The following is a 13594-nucleotide window of genomic DNA, read 5'->3' as shown; positions in this document are numbered from 1 at the left end:
TTTTACACTTATCAAAAACCTCACAAACAGACAATAATTTTTCCTACAAAAACACATACTCAAATTCACTCATTAAAACATGCTTGACTATCAAATTTTAGAGAATACAAAAACAAAAAAGCCTGCTCAAATTTGAACAGGCTTTCAATTTATACAAAGAGCTTTTTATCACTCTTGATTATTATATTTTCTTAAAAACTCTCTAACCTCTATTCCAGATTCTTTTAAATCTTCATCTTTCCACTTCCCTTCAGATTTTGCTGATTTTTTCAGAATAGAACAAGTTTCGTCTTTATCAGAAACTGACCAGGTAATCCAGCTGAGTTTTTTAGCTTCCATCCAGTCAATATATTCCTGCCAGGCTTTTACATTTAGCGGCCCGTCTCCAGAAGCTTCCATTCCTGCTGATTCTGAAATAAAAATCGGCAGACCTCTTTTTATTGCTTTATCTGTTTTATCTCTTAAATCTTTACCATGTGTTGCTGCATAAAAATGCATGGTATACATTATATTATTGTATCCTAAAATTGGATCTTCTGCCGGAAGGTCAACATCCTGATCCCAATGCGGACTTCCAACCAAAATAATATTATTTGGATCATTTTCTCTAATAACGCGTATTACTTCCTCAGAGTAGGTTTTCACTTCCCACCAGGTTTCATAATCGGGTTCATTAAATATCTCATATATAATATTAGGATACTTGGCATATTTTTTAGACATCTCGGCAAAAAAATCTTTTGCCTCTTTAAGGTTGATATTATGACTGTGCCAATCGATAATTACATATATATCTGATTTTATAGCACCGTTTATAACAGCTTCTATTTTTTCTTTTGAAAACTTCGGATCTTTAATATAGGAGTATTCTCCAAGTTCAATTCCCATTGCGGCGCGAACCACATTGCATTTAAAATCTTTTTTCAGCCAGCTTACTGCTTTTTCATTGTAAAATCTAGGCCACATACTATGCCAGCCAAAACTTAAACCACGCAGCACTATTGGCTGATTGTTTTGATCTACTAATTGAGTTCCTAAAACACTTAACCGGCCATGTTCTTTTACAAACTGTGCCTGCGAGAAACAACAGATTAATAAAAGAGCTGCTATAATTAAATTTGTTTTTAACTTAATCATATCATTATTTTTAAAGAGATAGTTTCAATGTTATGCAGTCATGAGAGGCTAATTCTGCCGTAAAGTTCTTTTTGGTATTTCCTGCTTCTTTATTTGTCCAAAGATTTTTTAATTTGAATGTTATTTTATTAAAATCAGCTTCATAACCAAAATCAAGATCTTTAAAAGCATTCTTTTTCCAGTCGAAATTAATCTTTTTAGAAACATCACTTCTATTTAAAAAAGTTACTGCCCAATTTCCATCAGACAAAGGTTTTACCCAAACTTCTAAACCGTCTTCAGCAGAATGTTTAAATCCTTGTATTCCTAATTTATCCTGATTTATCGCGATTAACTCCTTGTTTGTTAAAATTGCTAAGGTTTCTTTAGACATTTTTCTATAGTCATTTCCGGTAAACAATGGTGAAGAAAGCATACACCACATAGCAAAATGCGATTTATCTTCGGTATCGTTCATTTCGTTTCCTACTTCCATCATATCAAAATCATTCCAATGATCCGGGCCGGAATATTTACGGATATCTTTTCGCATTTCGGCAATTTTCATGAATCCCCACGAAGACCAATTTTCAGGGTGTTTGAATTCGCAGTCAAAACAAGGATAAATATCGCCGGATATTCTCCAAAGATTTCCAACTGGTTTTCCCCACTCCCACGGCTGATTATCGCCCCATTCGCAAAGACTGAAAACAATTGGCCTTCCAGCAGTTTTTAAAGCATTACTCATTGTGGTATAAGCTTCTGGCGCTGTAATACCTTTTGTATTACACCAATCGTATTTTAAAAAATCAATTCCAAGTTTGGCATAAAAACGAGCATCCTGATATTCGTAACCGCGAGTTCCCGGATATCCTGCACAAGTCTGCGTACCTGCGCAATTATACAACCCAAATTTTAAACCTTTACTGTGTACATAATCTATAAGAGCTTTCATTCCGTTAGGAAATTTAGCCGGATCAGGAACCAGATCACCATTTGCATCACGCTCCTTTGTCATCCAGCCGTCATCTAACACTATATAATTATAGCCTGCAGCTGCTAAACCAGACGAAACCATAATATCTGCTGTTTCTTTTACCAGTTTCTCATCTATATTAGTTGCAAAAGTATTCCATGAATTCCATCCCATTGGCGGTGTCATGGCAAGACCTTCAAATTTACCTCCTGTTTGTGTGTGCGTATTTCCTTGGCTGAAGCCAAAATTAAATGAGCTCAAAACAGCTAATAGTACTATTGTTTTTTTCATTTTACTTTATTTTTGATATTTTGTTTATTATGGGCTTATAGAAATATTTAAATAATATATAAAAAACTCCAAATCGATGTCTCGAATTGGAGTTCTTTCTTTTAAGAAGAACATTTTTTTTTAATTCACAGCTAAATTTTTAGTCTTCACAGTTCCATTTGCGTATGTTATCTGAAAAATATAAACACCAGTAGTTAATGACGGTATAGCGTTTCTAAGCGGAATGGATGTGTATGAATTAGTTAAAGAAAAGCTTAGTTTTAAAACACCTGAACTGTCATAAATTCTGCATGTTGCTACAGATTGTGAAGAAACTGCATTTGCTGTAATTGTTATATTACCATTACTATATGGGTTTGGTGACAACGTAAAATCATAATTTGTTCCCGGATTAGGAGTAGTATTAGCACAACCTGTTAAATTTAACGAAACCGAATTACCGTATGAAGTCGATGACAAAGTATTTGACTGACATCCTGATATTGGGGTTGTTTCTGTTATATTATATATAAAATAAGGCTGTCCGTTTAATGGCAGTTTTAATTCGAAAACATTTTTAGAGGTTTGAGTTATTACAATACTTGCATCTGCTATAGTTGGTGTAATTGAAAAATTGGTATTTGAACTCGGGTTTGGATTAGGAGTTACTGTAAGTACTATAATATGATATTGAGATGTACAGTAATCATTTGTTTTTGAAACTACATAACTAGGCTGTACGGGCATTTGCGGTGAAATAAACGCTAATTGTCTTTTTGCAACTACTACACCGGCATTTTTAAATTGTGCAGTAAGAGTATCTCCTGTGGCAATAAATCCTGGGCTTTTATATACTACTTTAGAAAGAGACAAAGGCGACGGATTTCCTGTAAAGGTTACTGCAGGATCTGTACACGACCATACTACTTCATCATATACTGTATTTGCCGGAGCAGTAACCGTGTAAGTGGGATTTGAAGCTAAACAGTAAGGATTTAAACCTAAAATTTCCTGAGCATTTAAATTAAAGCTCATTAAAATTAAGATAATGCTCAACAAACGAAATTTTTGTTTTGTTGAAAATTGAGAGTCATTTTTTTTCATATTTTTTTCTTTTTGATTTGTTAGAAGGAATTAAATTTAACCAGAAAAAAACATCAAAAAAGATACTATTTTTTCAAAAAACAATACTAAAACAACCATATAAAAACCTCAATATCAAAACAATAAAAAAATATTCCCTAATTGAGTAGATTAGGGAATATTTAAACAAAACTCAAAACCAAAAAAATGATTTTTATTTTAAAACAAATCCCATGTCATCCATAAGAATTGTATTTCCTCCAAAATTTCCAGACTCCTGAAGTGTCAGCTGATCAAATGTTGTTGGATTTCCAATTTCAGAAAACGGAATTTCAATTGTAGTCCATTTGTTCGTTAATGTTTTTTTAATCTGATATGCCCATCCTCCAAAAACAAATATTACACTAGCATCTGTTTTTGTAGAAACGCTTTTTACTTTTACTCTAAATGCTTTGTATTTTGAAACATCTCTTGAGTTAAATTTCATATCAGCTCCGTTCCATCCTCCAAAAACAAATTTAATTGCAGCTTGTCCCTGCACTACATCATCTTTAAAGTTGGTATCAAAAACATCATCTCCATTCCACATCCAGTGACCTGCATCACCTTGCATAACATCGTCGTACAGAGCAGATCCAACTGCTTCTTCAGAAGTAGTAGTTCCTGAGATATTAGTAACACTTACATATTTATCTGCTGCATTTGCCGGCATTTTAAATTTAATCTCTGTTAAAGTTGAAGAAACTACCTCAGCCTGAGTTGTTCCTACCTTAACTACAGGATCCAGAAAATAATCTCCATATATTGTAACAATATCACCTTCGGCCGCATTGATAGAATTAAAGCTGTTAAACTTAGGCGTTGGCGGCGCGATAACAAAATCATACAAAATTGTACCGTGATTTGTAACCAGTTTCAATTTATTACTTGCATCTGCATAAGGTGTTTTTTCATCAATTAAAACAAAAATTGCAGTATCTGTAACCAATGTTGGATTGAAATAAGTGTCAAAATCATTAAAGTAAATTTTTGTTACTCCAGCAAGACCTTTACCCTGAATGATATAGTAATTTTTTGGATCACCAATTGTAACCGGAACTAAATCACCTTCTACAGATTTTGAAATGCTTGTAATTACAGGCGCTCCTGAACTGCCGGAAGAATCGTCATTATCGCATGATGAAAACACACTCAGTACCACAAATGCCATCGTAATGAAAGGCAAAAGGTATTTTATTTTTATATTTTTCATATTAGTCAAATTTTAGAAATTATTTAAAAGTATACGGAACTGGTGCCTGCAATAACTTAGGGTTTTTAGCCACTTCGTTGTCCGGATAATCCATATAGAAATCATTTGTTGCGTGATCTTCACTATACACAGGTGTATAATGCTGTGCTGCATATCTGTCTCCTCTATTTTGTGCCGACATAATTGAGATTGCTTTTGTTTTGTCGATACGTCCTAAATCAAACCAATAATCTCCTTCAAAACATAATTCTTTCCTTCTTTCTAAAAATATATCATCAAAAGTAACTGAAGTCAAATCTGTTAAACCTGCTCTTTTTCTAACCGCATTGATTGATCTCAAAGCCGATGCATCTGATGTGCTTGCTCCTCCTGCCAAAACTGCCTCGGCATGAATTAAAAGCAGCTCAGCATAACGCATTACATAGGTATTATTATCCATCATGGCCCATGCATCGGCTTGACCTGTAACATTTCCGTTAACTACACCAATACAATATTTTTTAATTGCACCTCCAGATGCCTGAGCAAGATCTTTACCAGTTGGAACTGTAAATCCTATTCCTTGTGTGGTTTTAATTGTTGGGTAAACATCTCCAGCTGCCATTACAGTTTCGTGCTTTCTTACATCTCCTGCATCATATAAAGACAAAAGCACATCTTGGCTAGGACCAAATACTCCCGCATAAGAAGCGTTTGAAGTTGACAATGTTCCATCCTGAAATCCAAATTGTGTATTACAGTTGTTTGCAGACCCGTAATTACCATCACCTTTCCACTGAATAGCAAAAATAGATTCCTCATTATTATTATTTGCATACGTAAACAAATCTGCAAAACTTTTACCAGGAAGCTGATCTCCTCCTAAAAGCTTAAACTCACCGCTGCTGATAACAGTCTCTGCCATTGCTCTTGCTTTTGCATAATCTTTTTGGTACAAATACACTTTTGCCAAAAATGCTCTTGCAGAACCTTTAGAAACGTGCCCGTTATTGGCATAATTTGTCCCTCTGTTTTTTTCTACCAATAAATCAATCGCTTTTAAATAATCAGAAGTAATTAATGTATAAACATCTGCAACCGTATTTGTATTTACATAAGGATTACTTGTATAATCTAATGGGTTTTCGATAATTGGCACCGGCCCCCAAAGTCTTACTAAATCAAAATAAGCAGTGGCTCTCATAAAATAAGCTTCGCCAATAGTATTATTTAATACATCCTGAGATACCGCCGGACCAACTCTGGCAGAAAGGAAATTAATAATCATATTAGACTGCTGTACATTTGCCCATAAAGCCGACCAGCCGTTTACTAATTCAGGGTCGCTTCCATTTAAAGAAAATGTTCGAATACCACTTACGTCTGGCGAACCAGAATACATATTTCCTGAACCAACTTCTAATGCCCACCAAAACTTATTATACATTTGAAACCAGGTTCTGCTGTACATACCATTTGTTGCCGATGCTACCTGATCATTTGTACTGTAATAAGAATCTAAACTTATTCCGTCTTCAGAAGGTCTGTCAGTAAAATCATCCTGACAAGATCCGAAAGTCAAAAATGCCACTGCCATAAAAAGCAGGCTATATCTATTTAAAAAAGATTTCTTTTTCATTTTTCTTTAATTTTTAAAATTCTAGGTTAAGTCCAACTAAAAATGTTCTAGCTACCGGATATCTTCCGTTGTCAATTCCTGATAAAAGCACATTTTGATTAAATGAACCAATCTCAGGATCGTAACCTGAATATTTTGTAAACGTATACAGGTTTTGAGCAGATCCGTACAATCTTAATCTTGATATTTTATATTTTGAAATTACATCCTGAGGTAAAGAATACCCAAGCGTAACATTTTGAATTCTTAAGTAAGAACCATCTTCAACATAACGATCTGAAATAAGCAGGTTATTGTTTGAAGAATTTGCAATTGGTCTAGGGTTATTACTTGCCGTATTAGTTGGTGAATAATAATCTAATGCTTCTACTAATTGATTATCATATAATGAAGCATTTGTTGTACCCGCTCTTTTCGTTAAATTCATAACATCATTTCCGTATGATCCCTGAAGGAAAATAGAAAGGTCAACATTTTTGTATTTGAAATTGTTAGTGAATCCGTAAGTGAATTTTGGATGCGGGTTTCCGATGAAAGTTTTATCATTAGCATCAATTTTTCCGTCACCATTTACATCTACGTATTTAACATCTCCCAAAGCAGTTTCTCCAGCGCCTGTTCCTACAGCTTGTCCAAACTGAAGCGGTGCATTGTTTAAAACAGTTTGATCTTTAAAAATTCCGTCTGTTTTATATCCGTAAAACAATCCAATTGGGTTTCCAATCGTAGTATTGGTAACAACAACCGGCTGATATCCGTTAGTATTAACCTCCTGAGTCAATACAATTCCGTTTGCGATTTCATCCAGATTATTTTTGTAATGAGAAATAACCAAAGAAGTATCCCAATTAAATTTTCCAGTAGATCTTAAATCATATCCCAAAGTAATATCGTACCCTTTATTACTCATTGTTCCTAAGTTAGAATACGGAGCAGAAATTCCTCCATATTGTCCGCCGCCGCCAGTAAGGTATAATGGCAATGGCACCTGAAATAAGAAACCTTTAGATTTTTTGTCGTAAACATCAAAACTTGCAGAAAGTTTATTATTAAACAACGTAAAATCGATACCTAAATTCGTTTGGTTCAATGATTCCCAAACTAAATCAGGATTTGGATAATTTGACGGTAAAAACCCGCTTCCTAAACCTGAATTCTGTGCTCCTAACATAGCTGAATAACTATTGTTTGGAATCTGCTGATTTCCGGTTTCTCCATAACCCACTCTAAATTTGATATTGTCAATATATTTACGGGTTCCTTCCATGAAAGATTCGTTAGATAATTTCCAAGAACCAGAAATCGCATTAAAAACCCCTTTCTGGTTAGCTGTAGTTGGATCGAATTTAGAAGAAACGTCTTGTCTTATAGAAGCCGTAATACTGTACTTATCATTAAAGTCATAAATAATACGTGCAAAAAGAGACGAAAGCGAAGCACTTCCTTTATATTGTGTAATCGTATTATTATCTACATCAGCTAAATTAATGGTATGAATTGAATTTGTTTTAAATCCCTGGGCCGATGCAATTAAACCTTCCCAATGAGAATCATTTGCCTCCTGACCTGCCAAAAGGGTAATTTTATGTTTACCGAAAGTTCTGTCGTAAGTCAATAAGTTTTTAATGTTTGTAGAATACCAGTTTTGTCTTCTTACATCTAAATCTGCTAATAAATTCACCTGGCTTCCCCACGCGTATGATGGTCTAAAATCATCATTCTCAGAAAACTCTGTGTTTGCAGCGATCTCGATACGATATTTTAATCCTTTAAAAATATCAGCCTCAGCATAAATATTTCCTAAGAAATTTTTTCTAACTAATTTATTTTCTCTGGTTAATGCCTCAGCAACAGGATTATAGTAAGTAACACTTTGCTCAGAAGTTGGCGGTCCGGCAAATGAACCGTCAGTATTTCTAACCGGAATATCCGGTGCCTGCAATAAAGTATTTGAAATTAACCCAGAATAACTTTGGTTTACCGTAATTCTTTCATTTGTAATACCTCCAGTTAAATTTCCTCCCACTCTTAACCAAGATTTAATTTTTGAATCTAAGTTTAATCTAACTGTATATCTTTTTAATCCAGAGTTGATAATAGTTCCTTCGTTATTTAAATAACTTCCAGACAAATAGTAGCTCGTTCCGTCTTTAGCTCCCGAAAATGAAAGCTGGTGACTGTTTGAAATTGCGGTTCTATATACCTCATCCTGCCAGTTTGTACCATTACCTAACAATTCAGGATGAGAAAATTCCTGACGAGTCTGGAAGCCCCATTGTTTAGCCAAATTTGTTTTTAAAGTTGCATATTCTGACAGCGTTAAAACATCTAATTTATTAGCTACAGTTGCGAAAGAAGTATAGTTTTCATACGAAATTTTTCCACCGCCTTTTCTACCAGATTTAGTTGTAATAATGATAACACCATTTGCACCGCGAGATCCATAAATTGCAGTTGCCGAAGCATCTTTCAAAATATCCATCGACTCAATATCATTTGGATTAATCATAGATAACGGGCTCATTGCTGTATTACCGCTTCCTCCAGAAGCAGAAAACCCATCTTTACCTGCCAGAGTCTGACCGCTGGTAGATTTACCAGTTGCATCTCCTGAAATTGGCACACCGTCAATTACATATAAAGGTTCGTTTGTTCCGGTAATAGAAGTAGTTCCACGAACTCTAACAGACGCTGCACCACCCGGCTGTCCAGAGTTATTAGTAACCGAAACTCCGGCTGCTTTACCCTGAAGCATCTGATCGATAGAAACTTGTTTTAGATTTTCAATATCTTTTGATCTAACCGAAGATATAGCACCATTTACATCTTTCTTTTTCTGAGTTCCATATCCAATTACAACAACTTCTTTTAAGTCTTCTGAAGTTGATTTTAAAGAAATATTGATTTTTGTTCGGCCTGCAATGGCAATTCTTTGAGAATCAAAACCGATAAAAGTTACGACCAAAGTTCCGTTTGAAGGAGCATCAATGCTGTATTTACCATCAAAGTCTGAAGATGCAGTATTTTTAGATCCAACAACAGAAATGTTGGCTCCGGGAATTGTCATTCCCTTATCATCAGACACTATTCCTGTTATTTTAACCTGGGCAGTAATAAAATTACTAGTCAACAGCAAGAATAAAATCAAAGGAACCGCTCTGTGGTTAGCATTCCAATGAATAAAGTTAGTCATTAGTTTTTTCATAATAAATGTTTGGTTAGTTTAAATTTGTTTTAATCATAATTAAGCAATAAAGTGGTGTGATTTATCTTCTAAATTATTTAACAAATCTATAACACAACGAAACATCAAATCGATAGTATTACATCATTTAATGATAATATTTTTACTATACAGGCTTAAAAAAACATATATCAAAATAAAACCATACAAAAAATACATTATTCGCAATGATACAACTTTAATCCTTAAAAATTATGCATAAAAAGTAACGAAATCATCAAAATCAAACGATTTCGTTAAAAATAATATTTACTTGTGCAAAAAAAGTATCATTATAATATACGCTTCAATCCAGAAAAATCTTCTCTGTATTGGCTTGGTGTACAATTTTTAATAGCCTTAAAACTGCGGTTGAAGTTCGCAATATTATTAAAGCCGGATTTAAATGCAACTTCAGAAACACTCATATCTTTCTCTACAAGCCAGCGCGCAGCATATCCAATTCTGATATCATTTATATAATTGACAAAAGTTTTTCCGGTGCGCTTTTTTATAAATCGGTTAAAAGAAATAATCGACATACTGGCAACATTCGCTACATCTTCTAAAGTAATTTTTTCAGCAAAATGTTTTTGTACATATTCATATACCAGTTTCATTTTATCATAATCATCAAACTTATCATAATCTACTGTATAAGTAGAAAGCAGTCTTTGATTTCTTGAATTAGCAAGATCATATAATAAGGAAGTAATTTCTAAGAAATAATCTATACCATCCAGTTTAGAAAGCCTCACAAGCCTTGGCGTCAATTCTTCGGCCACTTTTTTAGAAAATAAAATTCCGTGAATCGAACGATTAAACATATCCCGAATTGGGTTCATAATACGTCGAGCAAGCAAAGATTCATGAAATAAATCATTATGAAACTGAATCGTAATTTCATGTATTTTTTTATTTGTACACTTATTAAGTTCCCAGCCGTGATATAAATTCGGACCAATTAAAACCAATTCGACGTTATCAATTTCCTCAATATTATCACCCACAACACGCCTTACTCCTTTTCCATTTAAAATAAAATTAATCTCAAATTCAGGATGATAATGAACCGGAAAATCAAAACTGTCTTTCACTCTGTCAAAAACCAAAAAACTATCTCCGGCAGAAAGCGGTGCTATCTCTCTATAAAAATTTTTAGCTGTACTCATTTTCTTAAAAACTGTTTTAGCAAAATTAGATTTCTTTTTTCCTGCAATAATATGATATATAATTGATAAAATAATATTGATTAAGCTATAAACATACATTTATCTTTGAAAAATAAAATTATCAACTTTACAAAAACAGTATTAATAATAAACAATAATCATTTTTAATACTTGACCTTTTTATAGTTTTAATAATTTTATCAGGAAAACAATACTGAATTACAAATAGACAAAAACAGCTTCAGCAGCTATCTGCAAATTTCCAGCAAATAGCAGAAATACGCTGAAAAACAATATTTTCACGAAATGAAAAAATACTTTTACACGCTTTTAATCACTGCTTTCATAGGAACTTCCTGTTCTGCACAGCATAACAATAGTAATACGAATTTGTCACTTTCAGATAAAAAAGCAACAGCCGAAACCGTTCTTCTATATAAAAACCTAAACAAACTGGTACAAAAAGGATATCTTTTTGGTCATCAGGATGACCTTGCTTATGGTGTAAAGTGGAAATACGAAAACAACCGAAGCGATATTAAAGATGTTGCCGGAGATTATCCCGCAGTTTACGGCTGGGACATTGCTGGCTTAGAAAAAGATGATGCCAATAATATAGACGGCGTTCCTTTCGAAAAAATGAAGCAATATATTATCGAAGCCAATGAAAGAGGCGGTATTTCAACCATAAGCTGGCATTTTGATAATCCCGCAACAGGAAAAAATGCCTGGGACAATACTCCAAATTCACTAAAAACAATTTTACCAGGAGGCGAAAACCATCAAAAATTTACTTCATGGCTTGATAAAGCTGCCAATTTCTTTCTTTCGTTAAAAGACAAAAAAGGAAAAAACATTCCAATTCTTTTTAGACCTTATCATGAACTTACCGGAGGCTGGTTTTGGTGGGGAAAAGGAAATTGCACTCCCGAAGAATTTAAAACAGCATGGAAATTTACTTTTGATTACCTTCAGAAAAAAGGCGTTCACAACTTAATTTATGTATACAACACCAGCAGTTTTAATACAAAAGAAGATTTTCTGGCAAATTATCCCGGCGATGATTTTGCCGATATTATAAGCTTTGATTCTTATCAAAACAATAATGATAAAGACGGACAAAAATTTATTGAAGAAGTTCAAAAACAATTGAAAATCATCGACGAAATTGGTCATGAAAAACATAAATTAACAGCCATTGCCGAAGCAGGTTACGAAGCTGTACCAGATCCAAAATGGTGGACAGGAACTCTCTCTAAAGCCATTGGCGATTATAAAATTTCGTATGTTTTATTGTGGAGAAACCACGGCTGGCAGGAAAACGAAAAGAAAATGCATTATTATGCTCCGTTTAAAGGACAAGTAAGCGAAAAAGACTTTATTGAGTATTACAATCTCGACAAAACCCTTTTTGAAAAAGACATAAAAAAAGCTTTAAAATAATTACCAGACTCAAAAATCAAACCTTAAAATAACCACTCAATGCACGACAAAATTAGTTTAAAAGAAAAAATTGGTTACGGACTTGGAGACGCCGCTTCATCAATGTTCTGGAAAATCTTTAGTATGTATCTTTTGTTTTTCTACACCGATGTTTTCGGACTAGCACCTGCCATAGTAGGAACTATGTTTTTGATTACCCGAATTTGGGATTCCTGCTTTGACCCAATTGTTGGCATCATCGCAGACAGAACCAAAACAAAATGGGGGAAATTCAGACCTTACTTATTATGGGTTGCCGTGCCTTTTGCCGTGATTGGAGTTTTAACTTTTTATACACCAGATTTTGACGAAAAAGGAAAAATAATCTACGCCTATGTAACGTATTCTTTAATGATGATGATTTATTCCTTAATCAACGTTCCATACGCATCACTTTTGGGCGTAATGTCGTCTGACAGAAAAGACAGAAATACTTTATCCTCTTACAGGATGGTTTTTGCCTTTGGCGGCAGTCTTTTAGCCCTTTGGCTTATTGAACCTCTTGTAAATTATTTCGGCGGAAACCTAAATTCTAAAACAGGCTGGCTCGCTACTATATCTGTTTTTGGAGTTATTACAACCCTATTTTTCTGGGCTTGTTTTTTCTTTACAAAAGAAAGAGTAAAACCTATCGAAAACGAACAATCAAACTTAAAGGAAGATTTAAAAGATCTTTTAAAAAATAAACCTTGGTGGATTTTATTAGGAGCCGGAATCGGGACTTTGGTTTTTAATTCTATTAGAGACGGTGCTGCCGTTTACTATTTCAAATATTATGTAAGCAGTAATGTAAATTTTGACTTTTCCCTTTTTGGAACTGATTTCCACATGACTCCAACTTCAATTTATCTGGTTTTGGGACAAGCTGCCAATATCATTGGAGTTATTATCGCGACACCAATCGCCAATAAAATTGGTAAAAAGAAAACCTTTTTTGGCGCTATGGCAATCGCTGCCATTCTAAGTTTAATTTTCTATTTCTTCGGAAAAGAAGATGTATTCTTAATCATGAGCTTTCAGGTTTTAATCAGCATTTGTGCCGGCTGTATTTTCCCTTTAATCTGGTCAATGTACGCAGACAGCGCTGACTATTCTGAATGGAAACAAGGACGGAGAGCCACAGGATTAGTTTTCTCAGCCTCATCAATGTCACAAAAATTTGGCTGGACCATTGGCGGAGCCGGAACCGGATGGCTTTTAGGATATTACGGTTTTCAGGCCAATGTCGAGCAGACTGCCGTAACCCAAAACGGAATTCAATTAATGTTAAGCATACTTCCTGCAATCGCAGCCGCAATATCTGTCGTTTTCATTTTATTCTATCCATTATCCGAAGAAAAACTGCAGACAATTGAACAAGATTTAAACGAAAAAAGAGACCAGGCAAACTAAAAAAATAAAT

At 34.2% G+C, this 13594-nt stretch carries 9 protein-coding genes; 2 read left to right on the top strand and 7 right to left on the bottom strand.

Annotated elements, in window-relative coordinates; translation table 11 throughout:
- Nucleotides 1-168: 168 nt before the first annotated feature.
- The 7 genes from ACTJIW_RS08825 to ACTJIW_RS08795 all read right to left on the bottom strand — a co-directional run bounded on the left by ACTJIW_RS08825 (nt 169) and on the right by ACTJIW_RS08795 (nt 10710).
- A complete protein-coding gene (locus tag ACTJIW_RS08825) occupies nt 169-1137 on the bottom strand; it encodes a glycoside hydrolase family 5 protein (protein ID WP_440715190.1) in 969 nt (322 codons plus the stop codon).
- 10 nt (nt 1138-1147) lie between these two features.
- Nucleotides 1148-2383 carry a glycoside hydrolase family 27 protein gene (locus ACTJIW_RS08820; RefSeq protein WP_440715191.1) on the bottom strand — a complete coding sequence of 412 codons (1236 nt, stop codon included), beginning with the start codon at nt 2381-2383 and terminating at the stop codon, nt 1148-1150.
- 120 nt (nt 2384-2503) lie between these two features.
- Nucleotides 2504-3466, bottom strand: a complete 963-nt coding sequence (locus tag ACTJIW_RS08815) for a T9SS type A sorting domain-containing protein (RefSeq protein ID WP_440715192.1) — start codon at nt 3464-3466, stop codon at nt 2504-2506.
- 193 nt (nt 3467-3659) lie between these two features.
- Nucleotides 3660-4697, bottom strand: coding sequence for an IPT/TIG domain-containing protein (locus ACTJIW_RS08810; RefSeq protein WP_440715193.1), 1038 nt, complete (start codon nt 4695-4697; stop codon nt 3660-3662).
- A 19-nt stretch (nt 4698-4716) separates the two neighbouring features.
- Complete coding sequence (locus ACTJIW_RS08805; RefSeq protein ID WP_440715194.1) at nt 4717-6315, bottom strand: RagB/SusD family nutrient uptake outer membrane protein; 1599 nt, start codon at nt 6313-6315, stop codon at nt 4717-4719.
- 13 nt (nt 6316-6328) lie between these two features.
- Nucleotides 6329-9520, bottom strand: a complete 3192-nt coding sequence (locus ACTJIW_RS08800) for a SusC/RagA family TonB-linked outer membrane protein (protein WP_440715195.1) — start codon at nt 9518-9520, stop codon at nt 6329-6331.
- A 311-nt stretch (nt 9521-9831) separates the two neighbouring features.
- Nucleotides 9832-10710 carry a helix-turn-helix domain-containing protein gene (locus tag ACTJIW_RS08795; protein WP_073408829.1) on the bottom strand — a complete coding sequence of 293 codons (879 nt, stop codon included), beginning with the start codon at nt 10708-10710 and terminating at the stop codon, nt 9832-9834.
- 306 nt (nt 10711-11016) lie between these two features.
- Here ACTJIW_RS08795 and ACTJIW_RS08790 point away from each other — a divergent pair, with 306 nt between their 5' ends.
- Entirely contained in the window at nt 11017-12153 is a 1137-nt protein-coding gene (locus ACTJIW_RS08790; RefSeq protein WP_440715196.1) for a glycoside hydrolase family 26 protein, read from the top strand.
- A 39-nt stretch (nt 12154-12192) separates the two neighbouring features.
- Nucleotides 12193-13584, top strand: a complete 1392-nt coding sequence (locus ACTJIW_RS08785; protein WP_440715197.1) for an MFS transporter — start codon at nt 12193-12195, stop codon at nt 13582-13584.
- Nucleotides 13585-13594: the final 10 nt, after the last annotated feature.

It is taken from the genome of Flavobacterium sp. 22659 (assembly GCF_052044235.1).
Taxonomy (GTDB): domain Bacteria; phylum Bacteroidota; class Bacteroidia; order Flavobacteriales; family Flavobacteriaceae; genus Flavobacterium; species Flavobacterium johnsoniae.
Note: the sequence above shows the minus strand (reverse complement) of the source record. Positions and strands in the feature narration are given on the sequence as shown.

Coding starts and splice junctions, on each gene's coding strand:
- ACTJIW_RS08825 (WP_440715190.1), bottom strand. CDS start 1,137: ATGATTAAGTTAAAAACAAATTTAATTATAGCAGCTCTTTTATTAATC.
- ACTJIW_RS08820 (WP_440715191.1), bottom strand. CDS start 2,383: ATGAAAAAAACAATAGTACTATTAGCTGTTTTGAGCTCATTTAATTTT.
- ACTJIW_RS08815 (WP_440715192.1), bottom strand. CDS start 3,466: ATGAAAAAAAATGACTCTCAATTTTCAACAAAACAAAAATTTCGTTTG.
- ACTJIW_RS08810 (WP_440715193.1), bottom strand. CDS start 4,697: ATGAAAAATATAAAAATAAAATACCTTTTGCCTTTCATTACGATGGCA.
- ACTJIW_RS08805 (WP_440715194.1), bottom strand. CDS start 6,315: ATGAAAAAGAAATCTTTTTTAAATAGATATAGCCTGCTTTTTATGGCA.
- ACTJIW_RS08800 (WP_440715195.1), bottom strand. CDS start 9,520: ATGAAAAAACTAATGACTAACTTTATTCATTGGAATGCTAACCACAGA.
- ACTJIW_RS08795 (WP_073408829.1), bottom strand. CDS start 10,710: ATGAGTACAGCTAAAAATTTTTATAGAGAGATAGCACCGCTTTCTGCC.
- ACTJIW_RS08790 (WP_440715196.1), top strand. CDS start 11,017: ATGAAAAAATACTTTTACACGCTTTTAATCACTGCTTTCATAGGAACT.
- ACTJIW_RS08785 (WP_440715197.1), top strand. CDS start 12,193: ATGCACGACAAAATTAGTTTAAAAGAAAAAATTGGTTACGGACTTGGA.